Below are 20,357 nucleotides of genomic sequence, written 5' to 3' on the forward strand. Positions count from 1 at the left end.
TCCTTGCTGTGGTCGCCGTAGCGGCCGTCGGGTCCGCGGAAGGGGGGCTTGGGCATGGCGTCGGTCGCTTTCGAAAATCCCGGGGCGCGCCGGCCCGGTCGCGGCGCGACGACCGGCGCGGCGGGTCTAGTCCTTGGCGCGCTCGACGTACTCGCCGGTCTCGGTGTTGACCACCACGCGGGTGCCGCTGGCGACATGCGGCGGCACCAGGATGCGCACGCCGTTCTCGAGCATCGCCGGCTTGTACGACGATGAGGCGGTCTGGCCCTTGACCACCGCGTCGGCCTCGACGATGGCGAGCGTCACCGATTTCGGGATCTCGATGCCGACCGGCGTGGTCTCGAACATCGACACGACCACCTCCATGCCGTCCTGGAGGAACGCGCGCGCTCGACGCCGATCTCCTCCGCCTGCATGGTGAACTGCTCGTAGTTCTCCTTGTTCATGAAGTGGAAGCCGTCGGCGTCCTTGTACAGGTAGGTGCAGTCGTGCGCGTCGATGCGCACCAGCTCCACCGTCTCGCCCGAGCGGAACCGCTCCTGGAGCTTGTTGCCCTCCTTCAGCGCGCGCGCCTCGAGGTTCACGAAGGCGCCGCCCTTGCCCGGATTGACGTGCTGGACCTTCATCGCGGCGTAGAGGCGGCCGTTGTACTCGATGACGTTGCCGGCGCGGATGGAGTTGACGGGGACCTTGGCCATGTGGATGTCGTCCGGCTGTTCGGGCGGGGAGGGGCGCTGCGGCGCCGGGGGACGGATACCCGCCCCGGAAGCGCGCCGGGTTCTATCAGAGCCCCCCCGCGGGGGCAACCGGGGCCGGCCACCCCCCTTGCGTCGGCCGCGGCACACCGTCACAGTCCAAAAAAAGCAAAGCGGTACGCGAACGGGAGGGGTGCCGACGTGACGTCGATCGAGAGACGCGATGCGCGGCTGGACGCGGTCGTGGCGGCGGACGCCGCCTGCGAGCGCGTGGCCACGGGCTTCAAGTTCACAGAGGGTCCGTTGTGGCACGCCGCCGGCAAATTCCTGCTGTTCAGCGACATGCCGGGCGACCACCTGCGGCGCTGGAGCGCGGCCGACGGCGTCTCGACCTTCCGCCAGCCCTGCAACAAGTCCAACGGCCTGACCTACGACCGCCAGGGCCGCCTGCTGGTGTGCGAGCACGCCTCCAGCCGGGTCACGCGCACCGAGGCCGACGGCTCCTCGACCACGCTGGCCAGCCACTGGGACGGCAAGGAGCTGAACAGCCCCAACGACATCGTCTGCAAATCGGACGGCGCGATCTACTTCACCGACCCGACCTACGGCCGCATGGACGTGTTCGGTCTGAAGCGCGACGTGGTCCTCGGCTTCCGCGGCGTCTACCGCGTCGCGCCGGGCGGCAAGCTGTCGCTGCTGGCCGACGATTTCGGCCAGCCCAACGGCCTGTGCTTCTCGCTCGACGAGAAGCGGCTCTTCGTCAACGACACCGACCGCGGCCATATCCGCGTGTTCGACGTCGGAACCGACGGCGCGCTGTCGGGCGGCGCGGTGTGGGCCGAGCCCAAGGGCGAGGGCAGGGGCGCGCCAGACGGCATGAAGATCGACTCGGCCGGCGCGGTGTTCTGCTGCGGACCGGGCGGCGTGCACGTCTTCGCGCCCGACGCCACGCCGCTGGGCGTGATCCGCACACCGGAGACGGCCGCGAATTTCTGCTGGGGCGACGACGATCTGCGGAGCCTCTACATCACCGCGTCTACGTCGCTGTACCGCGTCCGGCTGAACCGGGCGGGGAGGCTGTCCTACTGAGGATCCGGTGTCTGGCGAGATCAACAATCAAGCGGGAGGAATGAAGGCATGATCGAGACCACCAAGCGCGGCCTGCTGGCCGCGGTCGCCGCGGGCGCGCTGCTCGCCGGCGCGGCGTCGGCGCAGGAGCCCATCAAGCTCGGCGCCATGTATCCGCTGACCGGCGGCGGCGCGATCTACGGCGTGCCGGCGATGGCCGGCCACCAGCTCGCGATCGAGGAGCTCAACGCCCGGGGCGGCATCCTCGGGCGCAAGATCGTGTCGGTCGAGCGCGACGACAAGATGAACCCGTCGGCCGCCTCGGCGACGATGAAGGAGCTCATCACCAAGGACAAGGTCCACATGGTGCTGGGCGGCCTCAGCTCGGCCGTCGGGCTGGGCATGTCCGAGGTCTCCAGGCAGGAGAAGATCGTCTACATCGCGACGATCCCGAAGACGATCCAGATGACGACCGACAAGCTGCACAAGCACGTCTTCCGCATCGCCGCCAACACCGACCAGGAAGGCGAGACGATGGCGATGCTGGCCGGCAAGTACAAGCTGACCAAGATCTGCCACCTGCAGCTCGACTACGCCTACGGCCACGACCTCGAGGCCGGCATCCTCAAGGCGCTGCCCAAGCACGCGCCCAACGCCAAGGTCGTGCTGACGCTCAAGCCCAAGCTCGGCGCCACCGACTTCAACGCCTTCATCCCGCAGGTGATGGCGGCGGGCTGCGACGGCGTGCTGTCGGGGCTGTGGGGTCCGCACTTCGTGTCGTGGGTCAAGCAGGCCGCGCCGCTCGGCTTCTTCGACAAGATCAAGTGGATCACCGGCGGCGAGATCGGCTCGCACGAGATCGCGGGCGAGCTCAAGGGCGAGTACCCCGAGAACGTCATCGGCAACGCCTACGAGCTCTGGTACCACTCGGTCGACGAGTCGCATAAGGCGTTCCAGGCGCGGCTGGCCAAGAAGCTCGGCACCGCCGAGACGCCGCAGTGGGCGCTGCTCGGCTACAACGGCGTGATGTTCGCCGCCGCCGCGATCGAGAAGGCCAAGTCGCTCGATCCCGACAAGATCGCCGAGGCGCTCGAGGGCCTGTCGATCAAGACGCCGGTCGGCACGCAGACCATCGATCCCAAGACCCACCAGGCCAACACCGGCCAGTTCTGGGGCCCGATGGTGAAGAAGGACGGCGTCGCCTACCGCGTCATGAACCCGGTCGAGTTCATCGTCCCGAAGAACTGATCCGCCGTCCCCGCGCCGCCCCACCGGCGGCGCGGGCACGACCCGCGCGTCCGCGACCGGACGCGCGCCCGGCCTGCGCGTCCCTCGAACCGGCGACGGTCCATGACATTCAACGCCTTCCTGCTCAACGCCTTCTACGGACTGGCGCTGGCGATGAACATGTTCGTCATCGCCGCCGGCCTGAACCTGATCTTCGGCGTGCTCCGGGTGATCAACTTCGCGCACGGCATGTTCTACATGTTCGGCGCCTACATCGTGTTCACGGTGACCAAGAGCTGGGGCATGCCGTTCATCGTCGGCGTCGCCGCGTCCGGCCTCGGCCTGGCCGTCATCGCGCTGTTCATCGAGCGCTTCCTGCTGCGGCGGCTCTACGACAAGGAGCACCTCATGCAGCTCCTGTTCACCTTCGCGATCGTGCTGCTGATGAGCGACGCGGCGAAGATGATCTGGGGCACCGACCAGTACTCGGTCGGCTACCCGCCGGCGCTGGCCGGCGCCGCGCGGCTCGGCCCCGTCGTCGTACCGCAGTACCTCGTGTTCCTGTGCGTCGTCGGGCCGCTGCTGGCGGTGGCGATGTGGCTGGCGGTCGACCGCACGCGCTGGGGCCGCATCGTGCGCGCCGCCACCCAGGACCGCGAGATGCTGTCGGCGCTGGGCGTCAACGTGCCGCTGGTCTACGCCATTGTGTTCACCATCGGCTCGGCGCTGGCCGGGATCGGCGGCGCGCTGGCGGCGCCGCGCATCGCGCTGGTGCCCGGCATGGACGCCACGATCATCAACGAGTGCTTCATCATCGTGATCATCGGCGGGCTCGGCCACATGTGGGGCAGCTTCCTCGGCGCGCTGGCGTTCGGCTTCGTGGTGCAGTTCGGCACCGTGTTCGTCCCCAACTGGCAGGACGTGCTGCCCTACCTGCTGATGCTGGTGGTGCTGCTCATACGACCATGGGGCCTGCTCGGCCGCCCCGAGCTGAGCCGCTGACATGCCGTCCCGCAACCTCTCCCTCGCGGCCGGCGCCATCCTCGTGCTCCTGGCCTTGCTGCCGGCGCTCGGCGGCCGCTACGCCGTCGACCTCGGCACCCAGGTGCTGATCTACGCGCTGTTCGCCCTCAGCCTCAACGTGCTGATCGGCTACACCGGCAACGTCTCGTTCGGCCACGCCGCCTATTTCGCGATCGGCGGCTACGCCTGCGCGGTGCTGCTGACGACGTGGAAATGGCCGCTGCCGCTGGCGCTGCCGGCGGCCGTGGTCCTGTCCGGCGCCGCCGCCGCGGTGATCGGCTTCTTCTGCGTGCGGCTGACGCAGATCTACTTCGCGATGCTGACGCTGGCCTTCGCGATGCTGGTGTGGGGCGTCGCCTTCAAGTGGAAGGCGGTCACCGGCGGCGACGACGGCTTCACCGGCGTCTCGGTGCCGGCGCTGATCGGCAACCCGACCAGCTACTACTACTTCACCCTCGCGGTCGTGGCGGCGGGCGTCGCGGCGCTCTACGCCATCTGCCACTCCGCCTTCGGCATGACGCTGGTGGCGATCCGGGAGAACGACGTGCGCGCGGGCTTCATCGGCGTCGACACGCGGCGCATGCGCTGGGCGTCGTTCACCGTGGCCGGCACCTTCGCCGGTCTCGCGGGCGCGCTGTTCGGCATGTACAACCGCGGCATGTACATCGAGAACGCCTTCTGGACCACCTCGGCCGAGGTGCTGATCATGTGCCTGCTCGGCGGCATCCACTCCTTCGTCGGCCCGCTGGTCGGCGCCACGGTGCTGCATCTGCTGCAGGTCCTCACCAACCAGTACACGCCCTACTGGCCGACGGTGCTGGGCCTGATCCTGCTGACCGTCGTGCTGGTCCTGCCCGAGGGGCTGGTCGGGCTGGCGGCGCGGCTGCGCGCGCGGATGGGCCGGCCATGACCGCGATGCTCGAGATCGGCGGCCTGTGGAAGTCGTTCGCCGGCTTCGTCGCCACCAGGGACGTCGGCCTGTCGCTGGCCGCCGGCGAGACCCACGCCATCATCGGCCCCAACGGCGCCGGCAAGACCACGTTCTTCAACCTGATCACCGGCCACCTGCGGCCCGACAAGGGCTCGGTGGCGTTCGAGGGCGTCGAGCTGGTCGGCCGCGCGCCGGCGCGCATCGTGCGCATGGGCATCGCCCGCTCGTTCCAGCGCATCAACATCTACCCGCGGATGACGGTGTTCGAGAACGTGCAGGTGGCGCTGATCGCGCACGCCGGCCAGCACTGGAGCCTGTTCCGGCCGGGCCGCTCGCTGCACCGCGCCGAGACCGCCGAGCTGCTGGACCTGGTCGGGCTGTCCGGCGAGGCGGCGGGCACCGCCGGCGAGCTCAGCTACGGCAAGCAGAAGCAGCTCGAGCTGGCGATCGCGCTGGCGTCGAAGCCCCGCCTGCTGCTGCTCGACGAGCCGACCGCCGGCATGTCGCCGCAGGAGACCGCCGAGGCGATCGCGCTGGTGCGCGACATCGTCAAGGCGCGCGGGCTCACCCTGTTGTTCACCGAGCACGACATGTCGGTCGTGTTCGGCATCGCCGAGCGCATCTCGGTGCTGCACCACGGCGAGATCATCGCCTCGGGCACCGCCGACGCGGTGCGCGACGATCCGGAGGTCAAACGCGTCTATCTGGGGGAGCACGCCCATGGCTGACCTCCAGCTCGACGGCATCCACACCGCCTACGGCCTCAGCCAGGTGCTGTTCGGCGTCTCGCTCGAGGTGCGGGCCGGCGAGTGCGTGGCGCTGATCGGCCGCAACGGCGTCGGCAAGACCACCACCATGCGCTCGATCATGGGCCTGACGCCCCCGTCGAAGGGCCGCGTGGTGTGGAAGGGCCGCGACGTCGCTGGCCTGCCGTCCTACACGCTGTGCCGCATGGGCATCGGCTTCGTGCCCGAGGACCGCCGCATCTTCCCCGAGCTCAGCGTCTGGGAGAACCTCGACATCGCGCGCCGTCCGGCCCAGCCCGGCAAGCAGGCGTGGGGCGAGGCCGAGGTGTTCGCGCTGTTCCCCGACCTGGCGCAGATCCGCGACCGCAAGGGCGGCGTGCTGTCGGGCGGCCAGCAGCAGATGCTGACCATCGCCCGCACCCTGATGGGCAACCCCGAGCTGCTGCTGCTCGACGAGCCGTCGGAGGGGCTCGCCCCGCTGATCGTCGAGCTGGTGCGCGAGCGCGTCGCCCAGCTCAAGGCCACGGGCCTCTCGATCGTGCTGGCCGAGCAGAACCTCGGCTTCGTGATGTCGCTGGCCGACCGCGTCTACATCCTGGAGAAGGGCGAGGTCCGCTACACCGGCACCCCCGACGACCTGCGCGCCAACCAGGACATCGTGAAGCAGTACCTGACGGTGTGAGGCTGGAGCGGGCGGTGGCCGCGCGTTGCGCTGACGTATGACCTACGCGGACCGATTCCGCGCCGCGCTCGACCTTGTCGCCCGCGCCGCCGAGGCGCTTGAACGGCGGGGATTGAAGCCGCCCGTGGTCGTCGGCGGCGCCGCCGCCGAGATCTACTCGGGAGGCGAGATCGCATCGTCGGATTTCGATCTCGTCACCGCCCACCAGCTCGAGCTTCTCGGCGAGCTTCGCCAGCTGGGGTTCACGTGGCAGGTGGGCAACGTCGATCGCATGGTCGTGCATCCGACGCTTGGCTACGTCGTCGAGGTCGTCAGCCCGTGGCTCATGGACGGGCGCGCGGACTCCGCGCGTGTGAGGCGGTTCGAGATTGGTCGAGGGCTCGCCGTCGACGTCATAGGTGTCGAGGATCTCATCGCGGACCGGATGGGGCAGGCGTTTTCGCGGCCGTTCGGAGGCCCACCGATCACGGACCGCCGGAACCAGGCGCTGCGGCTTTTCCAGATCGCGTCGGGGATCGCGCCTGGCCTCGACGCGGCCTATCTGGATAGACGCATCCGGGAGGAAACTGTAAATTCAGCGTCATTGGAGACGCTCCAGCGTTGGAACGACGATGACCGTGACCATCAAGCTCGATGACTACCTCTGCGCCGTCGAGAAGCGGAAGGCGGAGCTTGGTCTGACGTCGGCCGATTTCCTGCCGAACAGCGGCGAGCGGCGCACGCCCGCGAAGCGGGCGGCGCTGGAGGCGGTGGAACGTCTCATGCGCGCCAAGGGCAAGGCGCCGCCGCTCCGGTCGACCCGCTAGGTCGACAGCCTTCGCCGCGCCCGGGCCGACGGGAGCGCGCCGCTCAGTCCGCCGCCTTGGGTCGCAGCTCGGCCAGCGCCGCCTCGTAGCTGTCCATGAAGCGCAGCGTCGTGCGGCCGTCGTCGAGACCCATGCGGGCCAGCGTGGCGCGGATCTCGGGCCGCGCGCCGGTGGCGATCACCGCCGTGCCGCGGGCGGCGCAGCGGCGCACGAAATCGGCCAGCGCCGCCACGCCGGTGGCGTCGATCATCGGCACCTCGCGCATGCGCAGGATGAACACCTTCGGCACCGGCCCGGCGCGGTCCAGCACGTCGGTCAGGCGTCCGGCGGCGCCGAAGAACAACGGCCCCCGGAACTTGAACACCTCGACGCCGGCCGGCAGCGCGTCGCGCTGGGTGTAGCGGTCGCCCGGCGCCCTGGGCGCCATGTCGTCGAAATCCTCGGTCGGCAGGGTGGCGCCGTGCTGCACGGCCACCGCCTCGGCCATGCGGTGCATGAACAGGATGGCGGCCAGCAGCACGCCGACCTGGATCGCCACCGTCAGGTCGACCAGCACGGTCAGCGCGAAGGTCAGCACCAGCACGACGCGGTCGCCCATCGGCGCGCGCAGCTGGTGCTTGAACTTGCCGATCTCGCTCATGTTCCAGGCCACCACCACCAGCACGGCGGCGAGGCTGGCCAGCGGCACGAACGACGCCAGCGGCGCCGCCACCAGCATGAAGGCCAGCACGAACACGGCGTGCAGCATGCCCGCCACCGGCGAGCGCGCGCCGGAGCGGATGTTGGTCGCGGTGCGGGCGATGGCGCCGGTCGCCGGCATGCCGCCGAACAGCGCCGAGGCGGTGTTGGCGATCCCCTGCGCCACCAGCTCGACGTTGGAGCGGTGGCGGCGTCCCGTCATGCCGTCGGCCACCATCGCCGACAGCAGGCTCTCGACGCCGGCGAGGAAGGCAATGGTCAGCGCCGAGGGCAGCAGCTCGCGCAGGCGGATGAAGGTGACCTCCGGCAGCGCCGGCACCGGCAGCGAGCTGGGGATGCCGCCGAACTTCGAGCCGATGGTCTCGATCCGCAGATCGAACACGTAGACGGCCAGCGACGCGCCGACCACCGCGATCAGGAATCCGGGCAGCTTGGGCGCGTGGCGCCGCGTCAGCACGATCACCAGCAGCGCCGCGCCGGCCACGGCGCAGGCGACGAGGTCGATGGTGCCGCGCGCGTGCCAGAACGCCGTCCATTTCTCGACGAACTCCGCCGGCACCTGGTCCATCCGCAGGCCGAGCAGGTCCTTCACCTGGCTGGAGAAGATGATGACGGCGATGCCCGAGGTGAAGCCGGTCACCACCGGCTCGGGGATGTACTTGATCCACGTCCCCAGCCGCGCCAGCCCGACCACGATCAGGATCAACCCGGCCATCAACGTCGCCAGCACCAGCCCGTCGTAGCCGTGGCGCTGGATGACGTCGAACACCACCACCACGAAGGCGCCGGTCGGGCCGCCGATCTGGAACCGGCTGCCGCCCAGCGCCGAGATCAGGAATCCGGCGATCACCGCCGTGATGAGTCCCTTGTCCGGCGTGGTGCCCGAGGCGATCGCCAGCGCCATCGCCAGCGGCAGCGCCACGATGGCGACGGTCAGCCCGGCGACCACGTCGTCGCGGAACGCCGACGCGCCGTAGCCCTGGCGCAGGACGGTGTAGGACTTGGGGATGAACTGCTGCCACGCCGGCGCGCGCGGGCCGGCGTCGGATCGCGCGCCGGTGGCGTCGGCCGTCATCGTCTGGTCCGCGCGGTCGCGCGTCCGGTGGTGGCGTGGATCATCCCGTCCATCCCGCCGCGCGCCCGGGCCTGCCGTCCCCGCCGCGCCGCGCCGTCATCGTACGCCCCGCGCCGCCGCCGATGCAAACGCGGCGGGCCGCTCCGATGTCGCGCGCCCCTTCGCTCTTCCTCCGCGAGCGGGCGGCGACGGTGGGAACGCCGGCGGGCTTTGGGGGGCAGGCCTGCAAAACGGCAGATTCGGGCTTTGGGGTCAGGCCTGCAAAACGGCAGATTTGGCGATCGATGGCGCGACGAAAAATGCCGTTTTGCAGGCCTGACCCCCGGACCCCCGGACCGGACGTCGCAGGCCGGCGGTCTGATGTCCTACGGGTCGGGGCAGGCGGAAACGATTCGGCTCGCGGCCGGGTACGTGGACCGCATCCTGAAGGGAGCCAAGCCCGCCGACCTGCCCGTGGAGCAACCTACCAAGTTCGAGATGACGATCAATCTCACGACCGCGAAGTCGCTTGGGCTGGCCATCCCGCCGTCGATCCTCGCCCGCGCCGACGAGGTGATCGAGTAGGCGGCTTCACCACGTCCGCTATGGGCCAAAGGCGGACGATCCCCCCTACCACCGTCGAGGCTCTTGAATTGCACCAGGCGATTGCGGCGACGAAGCGGACGGACGGGGATCGTGTTGACGTCCCGCGCGTAGTGTATCGGGAGGCGGCGATGCGGCCGCCGGTCCGATGCAGCGGGCGAGGTCGTCGATGGCCCGGTTCAAGCTCTCGATCGTCGGCGCCGCGGTGGCGGCCGCGGCCTTCGCCGCGACGGCCGCCGCCGAACCCGAGCGGCGTCAGGCGCCGGCGCGCGGCGGTGTCGTCCAGAAGGCGCCCGTGGCCGACGGCAAGCCGTACATCGGCGGCTCGGACGACGGCTCGAGCATCCGCCGCAAGGCGCCGGCGCACGCTCCGGCGCAGGCCCCGGCTTCCGGCGGCGGTTACGAGCCGAACTTGAAGGCGAAGCCGCAATAGGGCGCTGGCGACGCAAGCGCGTCGATCCGGCGCGCGCCCCGGCCGCTCATGCCGCCCTGCGCAGCTTGAAATCGTAGCTCAGCCGGTGGCCGGCGCCGTTGTCGGCGTAGTCGGCGATCAGCGACTCCTTCACGCCGAACACCACGTCGGTCTCGATGTAGGGATCGCCCTTCACGAACAGGTGCGTCACCACCCCGCGATGGCCCGGCGCGTGCAGCCAGAAATGCAGATGGCCCGGCCGCCACGGATGACGCCCCAGCGCCCGCAGCAATTCGCCGACCGGCCCGTCGTGCGGGATCGGATAGCTGGCGGGCAGGGTGGTGCGGAAACGGAAACGGCCATCCGGCCCGCTGGTCAGCCGGCCGCGCAGATTGTGCGCCGCGCCGTCGCCCATCTGCGAATCGTAGAAGCCGTCGTGCGAGGCCTGCCAGCAATCGATGCGGGCGCCGGCGATCGGCGCGCCGTCCTCCGACAGCACGCGGCAGTCGACGTCGAGCCGCGGGCCCGACATGCCCGGCGCCAGATCGCCGCCATCGGCGATCTCCGGCGGGTTCTCGCGGAAGAACGGGCCGAGCACCGTCGACTCGGTGCTGCCGCCGGCGCTGGGGTTGGCGATGGCGTCGACCAGCATCGACACGCCCATGGTGTCGGACAGCAGGATGAACTCCTGCCGCTTGTCGTCGCACCATTTGCCGGTTTCGGTGAGGAACTGGATGCCCTTCATCCATTCCTCGGGCGTCAGCCGGACCTCGCGGACGAAGGCGTGCATGTGCGTCAGCAGCGACGCCATCACCTCGCGCAGCCGGGGATCGGCCTCGGCCGACATGCGGCCGACCACCGCCTCGATCAGATTCTCCTCGGTGAACCGCCGCATGTGGGCCTCCCTGATTCTATTCGTCGCGCCTCGCGCCCCCGTCGCCCGAGATTCCGCCGGTGGATTCGCACGTCCCGGTCGTCGTCGCGCCGCGCGCGCTTACGCCATCACGCACGCCTCCTCGAACGGCAGGCGCGGGCTGCGGCCGAACACCTTCGACGGATCGCCGTAGCCGACGTTGCACAGGAAGTTGGTCTTGAAGCGGCCGTCGGGGAAGAACGCGGCGTCGACCTTGGCGGCGTCGAAGCCGCTCATGCCGCCGATGTCCAGCCCCAGCGCGCGGGCGGCGATCATCAGGTAGGCGCCCTGTAGCGTGCCGTTGCGGAACGCCGTCGGCGCCGCGGCGGGCGTGCCCTTGAACCAGTTGATGGCGTCGGGGTTGTGCGGGAACATCCGCGGCAGGTGCTCGTAGAACTCGCTGTCGGTGGCGATGATCGCGGTCGCCGGCGCCGCCATGGTCTTGGCGAGGTTGCCCTCGCTCAGCGCCGGCCGCAGCCGCTCCTTGCCCTCCTTGGTGCGCACCCAGACGATGCGCGCGGGCTGGCTGTTGGCCGAGGTCGGGCCCCACTTCATCACCTCGTAGATGGCGCGCAGCTGGTCATCGGTGACCGGCTTGTCGAGCCAGCCGTTCTGGGTGCGGGCCTCGCGGAAGAGCAGATCGAGCGCCTTGTCGTCGAGCATGTCGGCGGAGCTTTCATGTGCGGGTTGGATCGGACCGCCCATTGTTCGCCGGTTCCACCGCGAAATGGAAGGAGAGTCCGCGGGGGACGCGCGGTGGCGGCGTCGCGCCGCGGTTCCTGTCGGCCGCCAGTCTATCGTCCTGCCGCCACCGTCATCCCGAGCGCCGCGAGGGATCTTTTCACGGCGGCGGCGGCAGGAAAGATCCCTCGCGGCGCTCGGGATGACGGGAGTACGGCCGTGCGGTCGGATTGCGGCGACGGGGGGCGCGGTCGCTACCGATCGTCCTCGACCACGCGGCGGCGCCGGGCCGGCGGGCGGGGCGGCGGCGTGAAGCCCAGCGCGATCTGGGTCTTGCGCGGCAGGCGCGCGACGATGGTGGCGTGGGCGCGCGCGAGATAGGCCTTGGTCTGCGCCGCCGGCAACCTCGCGGGCGCGGCCACCGCCACCCAGCGGGCGCGCGCCAGATAGGGGCAGGGGCGGAACCCCGGCGCCGCGCTCATCGCCTCGTAGTGGGCGTCGACGCACTTGAACCACAGCTCGCGCGCGCCCCGGCGCTCGCGCGCCGGCGGCATCATCGCGAACATCCGGCCGCCGACCTTGAACACCGACACGCCCTCCCACTGCACCACGAGGGTGGCGGCGGGGAGGGATCGGCAATAGGCGTCGATGGCGGCGGGCGTCATGGTCGGCGGCGATTTCCAGCCGACCCGGGGCGCGCTGTCAAACGCCCCTGAACAGGGAACGCCGCCGCCGGGGGCTTCCGGCGGCGGCGCGGGGTGGGGGGTGGCGGGCGGCGCGTGGCGCCGCCGCCGGTCGGCGCTGCGCGAGCTGCGGCGCCGAGGCGAAGCCGGGGGTGGCGAGGCCGCGCACGCGGGAGCCGACCCACATCTGCGGACCCGACGGCGTGACGCCGAGCTGCGCCTCGCGATCGCCGGCGCAGGCCGCCGCGATGGCGAAGGCCTCCTCCCAGGTGCGGGCGCCGCCCGACAGGGCGCGCAGCAGGCAGCTGTCGAAGATCGTCAGATTGTCGACCGCCGAGCCGGTGTAGGACACGGTGTCCGAGCGCGACGCGGTGATCACCACGACGTTCTCGCGGCCGCGGAAGGCGCCGACATAGACGCCGGAATTGCACGACGAGACCACGACGACGGTCGGCCGGTCGCCGCAATTGCGCGACACCATGCCGTCGAGCCGCGACGGGCTGATGACGTCGCTGCTGCGGCCGCGCTGGATCTGCACGCCGTGGCGGCCGCCATGGCCGGTCAGGAACACCAGGCAGGCCTCGTCCGGCCGCTCGCCCATCGCCCGGAAGCGCTCGCCGACCTCGCCGACCCGCTCGACCGGGGAGCCGGCGGCGTGCGCCAGCGCCGTGACGCGGGTGTCGCCGCCGGACGCCAGCCGCTGGCCGAAGGAGACGACGGCGGCGTCGTGGTAGCCTGTCCAGGCGTTGCCGGAGACCAGCAGGGCGCGCCAACCCGACGGCGTCTGCGACGCGGCGGCGGCCGCGACGGGCTGCGGCGCCGGGCTGGCGTCGCGCACCATGCGGTCGGTCGCGTGGACCGGCTGGCTCATGGCCGTCAAATAGGCCGCGAAGGCGAGGGCGGCAGTCGCGACGCTGATACGCGTCGCTCCCAAAATGGATGAATACATCGGTACTAATCCTTAAAATATAACAAATCATAGATTCGATTCAGGAGACGCTCAATGATTAGATCAAAGATTCCCCATAGATGATTGTTTTAACTATAATTTATTGATCTTTTAACGATTCCGACAGAGTTGGCTGTGGATAAAATAGCTATTAATATCAATATGTTAAGGAACTCTCTGGCACATGGGCGGGGAATTTTCACACCGGCGAGCTCTCGGGTCCGTCGTTTTGGAGGGGACGTCAAGAAAATCGCGGTTCGGCGGCGAGATGGATCAAGCAGAAAGATATTTATATAATAATATCAATATTATATAGACGAATTCTAATGTGAATTTCTGAGCAAGTTGGGAATCCCTAGGAAACGTCGCCCGGTCGACGGGTGGAGGCGGGGCCAGGAAGCCGAATGGAAGACGCCGTGGCGCGTGCTAGAGGGGCGGCATGGCTCCGTCCTCGACTTCGTCCGGCGCTTGGCGGCCCGACCGGCTCGCCCGGCGCCTGCCCCACCTCCAGGCCCGCGCCCGCATCCGCGCGGCGTGGCAGGCGTGGTTCGCGGCCGAGGGCTTCGTCGAGGTCGAGACGCCCGCGCTGCAGGTGTCCCCCGGGATGGAGGTGCATCTGCGCGCCTTCACCACGACCCTGACCGGGCCGGACGGCGGCCGGGTCGAGCGCCATCTGCACACCTCGCCCGAGTTCGCGATGAAGAAGCTGCTGGCCGGCGGCGTGCCGCGGATCTTCCAGTTCGCCCGCGCCTTCCGCGACGGCGAGCGCTCGGAATTGCACCACCCCGAGTTCACCATGCTGGAGTGGTACCGCGCCGGCGCGGCCTACACGGATCTGATGGACGATTGCGAGGCGCTGCTGCGGCTGGCGCTGGCGGCGGCCGGCGCCCCGCTGTTCATGTGGCGCGGCCGGACCTGCGACGCCTCCGGCCCGTTCGAGCGGCTCTCCGTGCCCGACGCCTTCGCGCGCTTCGCCGGAATCGACCTGCTGGCCACCGCGCCCGATCCGCTGGCGCCCGACGCCGCGATGCTGGGACGCGCCGCGACCGCCGTCGGAATCCCGCCGCATCCCGGCGACACGTGGGAGGACATCTTCTTCCGGGTCATGCTGGAGCGGATCGAGCCCCATCTCGGCGCCGGGCGGCCGACCTTCCTGCACGACTACCCCGTCTCGATGGCGGCGCTGTCGCGGCCCAAGCCCGACGATCCCCGGCTGGCCGAGCGCTTCGAGCTCTACGTCGAGGGCGTCGAGCTGGCCAACGCCTTCGGCGAGCTGACCGATCCGGTGGCGCAGCGCCGCCGCTTCGAGGCCGACCGCGCCGCCCGCCAACAGCTCTTCGGCGACGCCTATCCGATCGACGAGGATTTCCTCGCCGCGCTCGAGCACGGCCTGCCGGACTGCGCCGGCATCGCGCTGGGCTTCGACCGCGCCGTCATGCTCGCCACCGGCGCGGCGCGGATCGACGACACGCTCTGGCTGCCGGTCGACGGCGCGGTGTAGCTACCGCGCCGCCAGCAGCGCGGCGCGCGCTTTGAGCGCCTGCACCGTCTCGCGGACGTCGTGGACGCGCAGGATGGCGGCGCCGGCGTCGGCGGCTGCCAAGGCCGCCGCCAGCGAGCCGCCCAGCCGCCTCGCCGCCGCCGGCTCGCCGGTGATCGCGCCGACGAAGCCCTTGCGCGAGGCGCCGATCAGCACCGGCGCGCCCAGCGGCGCCAGCGCTGCGGCGCATCCCACCAGCGCCAGGTTCTCCGCCACCGTCTTGCCGAAGCCGATGCCGGGGTCGACCGCGATGGATGCGCGCGCCACGCCGGCCGCGACCGACGCGCCGATCCGCGCCGCGAGGAAATCGCGCACCTCGCCGACGACGTCTTTGTAGGCCGGCCCGGCGTAGCGCGTTGCGGCCTCGCCGCGGCGGTGCATCAGCACGACGGGGCAGCCGCGCGCCGCGACCAGCGCCAGCGACTCCGGATCGTCGCGCAGCGCCGACACGTCGTTGACGATCGCGGCGCCCGCGTCGAGCGCCGCGCGCATCACGCCGGCGCGCCGCGTGTCGATCGACACGACGCAACCGGCCGCCGCCAGCGCGCGCACCACCGGCGCGATCCGCCGCAGTTCCTCCGCGGGCGGCGTCGCCTCGGATCCGGGCCGCGTCGACTCGCCGCCGATGTCGAGGATGTCGGCGCCTTCATCGCGCAGGCGCAGTCCCAGCGCGATGGCCTCGGCCGGATCGAACGCCGCGCCGCCGTCGGAGAACGAGTCCGGCGTGACGTTGACGATGCCCATCACCCACGGCCGTCCGTCGGCGTGCGGCGCCAGTCCGGCGAACGGGGCGCGGGCGGCCGTCATGGCGGCGTCAGGCCGCGTCCTCGATCACCAGCTCGTGCGTGACGACGGCGGATTTGCGCACCATCGCGGTGGCCGAGCAGTATTTCTCGTCGCTCAGGGCCACGGCGCGCTCGACCAGCGCGCGGTTCAGGTTCCTGCCGCGGACCCGGTAGACCACCTTCACCGACGTGAACACCTTGGGGAAATCCCCGGCCCGCTCGGCCGCCAGCTCGACCACCACGTCGTGGATGTCCTGGCGCTGCTTGCGCAGCATCGACACCACGTCGATCGCGGTGCAGCCGCCCATGCCCATCAGGAACATCTCCAGCGGACGCGCCGCGAGATTCCTGCCGCCGACGTCGGGCGAGCCGTCGATGGTGACGCTGTGGCCGCTGCCCGACTCGGCGGTGAACAGCGCGTTCTCGACCCATTGGACGCGGGCGGTGGTGGACATGGACGGACTCCGGCGGCGGGGACGGGGAAGGCGCGCGACCCTAGCGTCCGGCGCCGCCGCCGTCATCGACCGCGTGGTCGCGCCGGCGTCTCGCCGGCGCCGCGCCGGCGCCGCGCCGGCCTGCTATAACGGCGCGCGTCCATCCCGTCCGATCCGGAGTCCCGCGCCATGCCCGTCCGCACGTCAGCCGTCGGCGAGACCCTGGTCCATGAATGCGAGGTGCCGACGCGCTGGGCGCTGGCCTACGCCGCCGTCACCGGCTTCACCCAGGACCAGTGCTTCGACGACACGCGCGCCGGCGGCGTGGTGCTGCCGCCGACCTTCTGCGTCGCGCCGGAATGGGCGATCGGCGGCGGCGATGCGCGCACCGCGGCGCTGGGGCTGAGCTGGGACGAGCGCCGGCGCGGCGTGCACGTGCTGCAGGACTCGCTCTTCCACGCCCCGATCCGCGCCGGCATGCGCCTGCGCTGCGAGGGCACCGTCGTCCAGATCCGCGCCACCTCGGCTGGCAGCTACGTGCTGACGCGCTACGACACGCGGGAGATCGAGACCGGCGACCTGCTGGCGACGTCGTTCAGCGGCGGCATGATCCGCGGCATCGCGCCGGACGGCCCCGACCGCGGCGACACGCCGGCCGAACTCCTGCCCGAGCCGCGTCCGGCGCCGGCCGACGGCGCGCGCGCCACCGCGCTGGCGCTCGATAAGGGGCTGCCGCACGTCTACAGCGAGTGCGCGCAGATCTGGAATCCGATCCACAGCGAGCGCCGCGTGGCGCTGGCCGCCGGCCTGCCGGACGTCATCATCCACGGCACCATCACCTGGACCCTGACCGGCCGCGAAGCCGTGCGGCTCCACGCCGGCGGCGACGTCACGAAGCTCAAGCGCCTGTCCGGCCGCTTCCGCGCGCCGGTGCCGGCGGGCGTCGGCATCGTCGTGCGCGACGCGGCCCGCGACGACGAGGCCGGCCTCGTCGATCTCGAGGTCGCGACCGCGGGCGGCGCGGTGGCGCTGTCGCATGGGCTGGCCGTCTTCGCGTGACGTGACGGCGGCGGCTGGCGATCCGCGCGCCGCCCCTCCGCCGACAAGACTCAGCGCGCTGAAACTTCCCGCCGCGCCGCTTGCGCCGCCGCCGCCGATGGGCGTCAAATCGGCGCGTGCCCGCGCGCGCCGGCGCCAACGCGAACCCCGGAGGAAACGATGCAGTTCGGATACTTCACCATGCCGTCGCATCCGCCCGAGCGCGGACTGGCGGCCGGCCACGAATGGGATCTCCAGGTCATCCGCTGGCTCGACGAGCTGGGATTCAGCGAGTGCTGGCTCGGCGAGCACCACACCGCGCCGTGGGAGCCGCACCCGTCGCCCGACCTGCTGGTGGCGCAGGCGCTGATGCAGACGAAGAACATCCGGCTCGGCCCCGGCGGCTTCCTGCTGCCCTACCACCACCCCGCCGAGCTGGCCAACCGCGTCGCCATGCTCGACCACATCTCCGGCGGCCGCCTCAACTTCGGCATCGCCGCCTCGGGCCTGCCCAGCGACTGGGCGATGTTCAACGTCGACGGCATGTCGGGCGTCAACCGCGACATGACGCGCGAAGCGCTCGACATCATCCTGAAGCTGTGGAGCTCGACGGAGCCGTTCGACTACAAGGGCAAGTTCTGGCACGTCACCAAGCCCGACACGATGTTCGGATTCCTCAAGCCGCACATCAAGCCGCTGCAGACGCCGCATCCGCCGATCGGCGTCGCCGGGCTGAGCAAGGGATCGGACACGCTGAAGCTGGCGGGCGAGCGCGGCTACATCCCGATGAGCCTCAACCTCAACCCCGCCTATGTCGGCAGCCACTGGGAGTCGGTGGAGATCGGCGCGGCGAAGTCCGGCCGGACGCCCGACCGCAACGAATGGCGGCTGGTGCGCGAGGTGTTCGTGGCCGACACCGACGCGGAGGCGATGCGGCTGTCGGTCGGCGGCGGCATGGGCCGCATGATGCGCGAGTACTTCCTGCCGCTGCTCCAGCAGTTCGGCTTCTTCGAGTACCTCAAGCACGACCAGGCGGTGCCCGATTCCGACGTCACGCCGGAGTACTGCGCCAGCCACAACTGGATCGTCGGCTCGCCGAGGACCGTGGTCGAGAAGATCGAGCGTATCTACGACGAGGTCGGCGGCTTCGGCCAGCTGCTGGTGTTCGGCTTCGACTACGTCGAGAACCCGCAGGCGTGGCGTCGCTCGCTCGAGCTGCTGTCGCGCGAGGTCCTGCCCAAGGTCCAGCACCTCGTGCCGACGCCGCGCAAGCGGGCGGCGGAGTAGGGCGGCCGCCGGCGGCCGCGCACACCTCCCATTCGCACGCGGCCGGGGCGGCTGCCGCCCCGGCATGCTGTTTGCTTCCATTTCCGGCAACGGGCCGGGCCGGCGGGGGCCGGCCGACCCGGAGGGAGCGGGAATGGACGGGGCGGGGGAGAAGGCCGGCGGGCTCGGTTCGCCGGTGGTCGAGATTCTCGACGAGATATACAGGCGCCACAGGGACGTAAGCGACGGCGCGGTGGCGACGTACATCCCGGAGCTGTCCAAGGTCGATCCCGACCGGTTCGGGCTGGCCGTGGCGATGCCCGACGGCCAGGTCTACGAGGCCGGCGACTGCGCCACCCTCTTCACCCTCCAGTCGATCTCCAAACCCATCGTCTACGGCCTGGCGCTGAAGGACAACGGACTGGCGGGCGTCATGGCCCGGATCGGCGTGGCGCCCTCGGGCGACGCCTTCAACGCCATCCATTTCGACGCCGCCACCAACCGGCCGTTCAACCCGATGGTGAACTCCGGCGCGATCGTCGCCGCCTCGCTGGTCGGCGGCAGGACGCCGGCGGAGCGGCTGGCGCGCGTCATGGACATGCTCGGCGCCTTCGCCGGCCGGACGCTGTCGATCGACGAGGCGGTTTTCCGATCCGAGCGCGACACCGGCCACCGCAACCGCGCCATCGCCCATCTCGAGCTGGCCTCGGGCATGATCGAGGGCGACATCGACGAGCATCTCGATCTGTACTTCCGCCAGTGCTCCGTGCTGGTCACGGCGCGCGACGTCGCGGTCATGGCCGCGACCCTGGCCAACGGCGGCGTCAATCCGCTGACCGGAATCCGCGCGCTGGCGACCGACCTCGTGCGCCACGTGCTCAGCCTGATGACGAGCTGCGGCATGTACGACTACGCCGGCGAGTGGGAGTTCGACGTCGGCATGCCGGCCAAGAGCGGCGTCGGCGGCGGCATCATGGCGGCGCTGCCGGGCGAGCTGGGCATCGGCGTGTTCTCGCCGCGGCTCGATCCGCACGGCAACTCCGTGCGCGGCGTCGGCGTCTGCCGCGACCTCGCCGCCCGGCTGCGCCTGCACATGCTCGACCACCGGGGCGCGGTGCGCGCGCCGGTCAGGCGGCGCTACCGCGGCGACGTCGTGCGCTCGACCCGCCAGCGCCCCGCCGCCGCCCAGCGCGCGCTCGACGGCCTCGCCCGGTCGATCGTCGTGTTCGAGCTGCAGGGCGACCTGCGCTTCGCCAACATGGAGGCGCTGGCGCGCGAGGCGGTGGCGGCGCTGCCTGGCGCCAGCCACATCGTGCTCGACGCCCAGCGCGTCTCCAGCATCAGCGCCGTCGCCAACGACATGCTGGCGCGGCTGCGGCGGCGGATCGTCGAGGCCGGCCGCGCCATGGTGTTCATCCCCGCGGCGGCATCCGCCGCGCCGGCGGCCGGGTCCGGCGCGCCCGCGGCGTCCGGCGCGGCGTCCGGCCGCCCGGCGCGGGCCGCCACCGACGACGACGGCCGCACCGCGCCCGACGTCGACACCGCGCTGGAGCGGGCCGAGACCGAGCTGCTGCGCCGCGCCGGCTTCGACACCGACGACGCCGCGGCGCGCGCCGAGCTGGCGGAGTTCGAGTTCCTCGACCGCCTCGACGCCGGCGGCGTCGCCGCCCTGGCCCGGCACCTCGCGGCCGCCGAGCTGCCGGCGGGCAGCGTGCTGATCGAGGAGGGCGCCGAGGCCGACAGCGTCTACTTCCTCGTGCGCGGCGTGGTCGAGATCGGCATCGGCGCGGTGCGGCTGGGCACGGTCGAGGCCGGCAACGTGCTGGGCGAGGTGGCGCTGCTGGGGCCGGGCCGGCGCACCGCCACCGTGCGCGCCCGCACCGCCGTGGGCGTGCTGGTCCTGACCGCCGACGCCGCCGCGCGGCTGCACGAGGAGGCGCCCGACGTGCAGCGCGAGCTGCTGCTGGCGGTCGGCCGCAGCCTGCGCGAGCGCCTGCGCCGCGCCAACCTCGAGATCCAGGCGCACGCGCCGTAGCGCGCCGGACGTCCGCCCGCCGCCGTCCGATCGCCGTTTGCCCCGCGTCGTGGCGAGGGGCGCGGCGGCGGAGCCTCCCGCCCGCTA

Annotated in this window: 21 protein-coding genes and 1 pseudogene; 14 read left to right on the forward strand and 8 right to left on the reverse strand. The window is 71.1% G+C overall.

The genetic code is table 11. The annotated features are described in order from the left end of the window. Nucleotides 1-126 precede the first annotated feature (126 nt). Nucleotides 127-698: pseudogene (gene efp / locus IPK81_21485) on the reverse strand (elongation factor P). A gap of 198 nt (nt 699-896) precedes the next feature. Here efp and IPK81_21490 point away from each other — a divergent pair. From IPK81_21490 to IPK81_21525, 8 genes are all read left to right on the forward strand, one after another. Then, the gene (locus tag IPK81_21490; GenBank protein ID QQS12060.1) at nt 897-1,784 is read left to right on the forward strand and encodes an SMP-30/gluconolactonase/LRE family protein; all 888 of its coding nucleotides are present in this window, start codon (nt 897-899) and stop codon (nt 1,782-1,784) included. 48 nt (nt 1,785-1,832) lie between these two features. Further along, a complete protein-coding gene (locus tag IPK81_21495; protein ID QQS12061.1) occupies nt 1,833-3,011 on the forward strand; it encodes an ABC transporter substrate-binding protein in 1,179 nt (392 codons plus the stop codon). Between the two features lie 102 nt (nt 3,012-3,113). Further along, nucleotides 3,114-3,992, forward strand: coding sequence for a branched-chain amino acid ABC transporter permease (locus IPK81_21500; GenBank protein QQS12062.1), 879 nt, complete (start codon nt 3,114-3,116; stop codon nt 3,990-3,992). Nucleotide 3,993: 1 nt separating this feature from the next. Next, a complete protein-coding gene (locus tag IPK81_21505) occupies nt 3,994-4,923 on the forward strand; it encodes a branched-chain amino acid ABC transporter permease (GenBank protein ID QQS12063.1) in 930 nt (309 codons plus the stop codon). Continuing rightward, nucleotides 4,920-5,672 carry an ABC transporter ATP-binding protein gene (locus tag IPK81_21510; GenBank protein QQS12064.1) on the forward strand — a complete coding sequence of 251 codons (753 nt, stop codon included), beginning with the start codon at nt 4,920-4,922 and terminating at the stop codon, nt 5,670-5,672. Before IPK81_21505 ends, IPK81_21510 begins: the two co-directional genes overlap by 4 nt. Next, entirely contained in the window at nt 5,665-6,372 is a 708-nt protein-coding gene (locus tag IPK81_21515) for an ABC transporter ATP-binding protein (GenBank protein QQS12065.1), read from the forward strand. The genes IPK81_21510 and IPK81_21515 overlap by 8 nt, the downstream gene beginning before the upstream one ends. A 37-nt stretch (nt 6,373-6,409) precedes the next feature. Further along, a complete protein-coding gene (locus tag IPK81_21520) occupies nt 6,410-7,009 on the forward strand; it encodes a hypothetical protein (GenBank protein ID QQS12066.1) in 600 nt (199 codons plus the stop codon). Next, nucleotides 6,984-7,178 (forward strand): hypothetical protein, encoded by a 195-nt coding sequence (locus tag IPK81_21525; GenBank protein ID QQS12067.1) that lies wholly within the window; start codon nt 6,984-6,986, stop codon nt 7,176-7,178. Before IPK81_21520 ends, IPK81_21525 begins: the two co-directional genes overlap by 26 nt. Before the next feature lie 43 nt (nt 7,179-7,221). Here IPK81_21525 and IPK81_21530 read toward each other — a convergent pair whose 3' ends face one another. Next, nucleotides 7,222-8,952, reverse strand: coding sequence for an STAS domain-containing protein (locus IPK81_21530; protein ID QQS12068.1), 1,731 nt, complete (start codon nt 8,950-8,952; stop codon nt 7,222-7,224). 360 nt (nt 8,953-9,312) lie between these two features. Here IPK81_21530 and IPK81_21535 point away from each other — a divergent pair, with 360 nt between their 5' ends. Both IPK81_21535 and IPK81_21540 read left to right on the forward strand, forming a co-directional pair. After that, nucleotides 9,313-9,516, forward strand: a complete 204-nt coding sequence (locus IPK81_21535) for a hypothetical protein (protein ID QQS12069.1) — start codon at nt 9,313-9,315, stop codon at nt 9,514-9,516. A gap of 187 nt (nt 9,517-9,703) precedes the next feature. Further along, nucleotides 9,704-9,967, forward strand: a complete 264-nt coding sequence (locus IPK81_21540) for a hypothetical protein (GenBank protein ID QQS12070.1) — start codon at nt 9,704-9,706, stop codon at nt 9,965-9,967. Between the two features lie 46 nt (nt 9,968-10,013). Here IPK81_21540 and IPK81_21545 read toward each other — a convergent pair whose 3' ends face one another. The 4 genes from IPK81_21545 to IPK81_21560 all read right to left on the reverse strand — a co-directional run bounded on the left by IPK81_21545 (nt 10,014) and on the right by IPK81_21560 (nt 13,094). Next, on the reverse strand, nt 10,014-10,841 hold the full coding sequence (locus IPK81_21545) for an intradiol ring-cleavage dioxygenase (protein ID QQS12071.1): 828 nt from the start codon (nt 10,839-10,841) through the stop codon (nt 10,014-10,016). Nucleotides 10,842-10,940: 99 nt separating this feature from the next. Continuing rightward, nucleotides 10,941-11,522, reverse strand: a complete 582-nt coding sequence (locus IPK81_21550) for a malonic semialdehyde reductase (protein ID QQS12072.1) — start codon at nt 11,520-11,522, stop codon at nt 10,941-10,943. A gap of 272 nt (nt 11,523-11,794) precedes the next feature. Then, the gene (locus tag IPK81_21555; GenBank protein ID QQS12073.1) at nt 11,795-12,205 is read right to left on the reverse strand and encodes an MmcQ/YjbR family DNA-binding protein; all 411 of its coding nucleotides are present in this window, start codon (nt 12,203-12,205) and stop codon (nt 11,795-11,797) included. 37 nt (nt 12,206-12,242) lie between these two features. After that, entirely contained in the window at nt 12,243-13,094 is an 852-nt protein-coding gene (locus IPK81_21560) for a hypothetical protein (protein ID QQS12074.1), read from the reverse strand. A gap of 517 nt (nt 13,095-13,611) precedes the next feature. Between IPK81_21560 and genX the strand changes: the two genes are divergently transcribed. Further along, nucleotides 13,612-14,673, forward strand: a complete 1,062-nt coding sequence (genX, locus tag IPK81_21565) for an EF-P lysine aminoacylase GenX (GenBank protein ID QQS12075.1) — start codon at nt 13,612-13,614, stop codon at nt 14,671-14,673. On the opposite strand, the gene folP is transcribed toward genX, so the two are convergent. Together folP and IPK81_21575 are read right to left on the reverse strand one after the other, a co-directional pair. Further along, nucleotides 14,674-15,519, reverse strand: coding sequence for a dihydropteroate synthase (gene folP / locus IPK81_21570; protein ID QQS12076.1), 846 nt, complete (start codon nt 15,517-15,519; stop codon nt 14,674-14,676). A 7-nt stretch (nt 15,520-15,526) separates the two neighbouring features. Then, nucleotides 15,527-15,952, reverse strand: a complete 426-nt coding sequence (locus tag IPK81_21575; protein ID QQS12077.1) for an OsmC family protein — start codon at nt 15,950-15,952, stop codon at nt 15,527-15,529. Between the two features lie 168 nt (nt 15,953-16,120). Between IPK81_21575 and IPK81_21580 the strand changes: the two genes are divergently transcribed. The 3 genes from IPK81_21580 (at nt 16,121) to glsA (ending at nt 20,270) form a co-directional block, all read left to right on the forward strand. Further along, nucleotides 16,121-16,990 (forward strand): hypothetical protein, encoded by an 870-nt coding sequence (locus IPK81_21580; protein ID QQS12078.1) that lies wholly within the window; start codon nt 16,121-16,123, stop codon nt 16,988-16,990. 159 nt (nt 16,991-17,149) lie between these two features. Then, nucleotides 17,150-18,256 (forward strand): LLM class flavin-dependent oxidoreductase, encoded by a 1,107-nt coding sequence (locus IPK81_21585; protein QQS12079.1) that lies wholly within the window; start codon nt 17,150-17,152, stop codon nt 18,254-18,256. 133 nt (nt 18,257-18,389) lie between these two features. Next, nucleotides 18,390-20,270: a glutaminase A gene (gene glsA, locus IPK81_21590; GenBank protein ID QQS12080.1), complete on the forward strand. Its 1,881-nt coding sequence runs from the start codon at nt 18,390-18,392 to the stop codon at nt 20,268-20,270. The last annotated feature ends 87 nt before the right edge of the window (nt 20,271-20,357 follow it).

Source organism: Rhodospirillales bacterium (assembly GCA_016699855.1).
GTDB lineage: Bacteria > Pseudomonadota > Alphaproteobacteria > Reyranellales > Reyranellaceae.

Coding starts and splice junctions, on each gene's coding strand:
- IPK81_21580 (QQS12078.1), top strand. CDS start 16,121: ATGCCCGTCCGCACGTCAGCCGTCGGCGAGACCCTGGTCCATGAATGC.
- IPK81_21500 (QQS12062.1), top strand. CDS start 3,114: ATGACATTCAACGCCTTCCTGCTCAACGCCTTCTACGGACTGGCGCTG.
- genX (QQS12075.1), top strand. CDS start 13,612: ATGGCTCCGTCCTCGACTTCGTCCGGCGCTTGGCGGCCCGACCGGCTC.
- folP (QQS12076.1), bottom strand. CDS start 15,519: ATGACGGCCGCCCGCGCCCCGTTCGCCGGACTGGCGCCGCACGCCGAC.
- IPK81_21535 (QQS12069.1), top strand. CDS start 9,313: ATGTCCTACGGGTCGGGGCAGGCGGAAACGATTCGGCTCGCGGCCGGG.
- IPK81_21515 (QQS12065.1), top strand. CDS start 5,665: ATGGCTGACCTCCAGCTCGACGGCATCCACACCGCCTACGGCCTCAGC.
- IPK81_21510 (QQS12064.1), top strand. CDS start 4,920: ATGACCGCGATGCTCGAGATCGGCGGCCTGTGGAAGTCGTTCGCCGGC.
- glsA (QQS12080.1), top strand. CDS start 18,390: ATGGACGGGGCGGGGGAGAAGGCCGGCGGGCTCGGTTCGCCGGTGGTC.
- IPK81_21545 (QQS12071.1), bottom strand. CDS start 10,841: ATGCGGCGGTTCACCGAGGAGAATCTGATCGAGGCGGTGGTCGGCCGC.
- IPK81_21520 (QQS12066.1), top strand. CDS start 6,410: ATGACCTACGCGGACCGATTCCGCGCCGCGCTCGACCTTGTCGCCCGC.
- IPK81_21540 (QQS12070.1), top strand. CDS start 9,704: ATGGCCCGGTTCAAGCTCTCGATCGTCGGCGCCGCGGTGGCGGCCGCG.
- IPK81_21575 (QQS12077.1), bottom strand. CDS start 15,952: ATGTCCACCACCGCCCGCGTCCAATGGGTCGAGAACGCGCTGTTCACC.
- IPK81_21495 (QQS12061.1), top strand. CDS start 1,833: ATGATCGAGACCACCAAGCGCGGCCTGCTGGCCGCGGTCGCCGCGGGC.
- IPK81_21530 (QQS12068.1), bottom strand. CDS start 8,952: ATGACGGCCGACGCCACCGGCGCGCGATCCGACGCCGGCCCGCGCGCG.
- IPK81_21555 (QQS12073.1), bottom strand. CDS start 12,205: ATGACGCCCGCCGCCATCGACGCCTATTGCCGATCCCTCCCCGCCGCC.
- IPK81_21525 (QQS12067.1), top strand. CDS start 6,984: ATGACCGTGACCATCAAGCTCGATGACTACCTCTGCGCCGTCGAGAAG.
- IPK81_21505 (QQS12063.1), top strand. CDS start 3,994: ATGCCGTCCCGCAACCTCTCCCTCGCGGCCGGCGCCATCCTCGTGCTC.
- IPK81_21560 (QQS12074.1), bottom strand. CDS start 13,094: ATGAGCCAGCCGGTCCACGCGACCGACCGCATGGTGCGCGACGCCAGC.
- IPK81_21585 (QQS12079.1), top strand. CDS start 17,150: ATGCAGTTCGGATACTTCACCATGCCGTCGCATCCGCCCGAGCGCGGA.
- IPK81_21550 (QQS12072.1), bottom strand. CDS start 11,522: ATGCTCGACGACAAGGCGCTCGATCTGCTCTTCCGCGAGGCCCGCACC.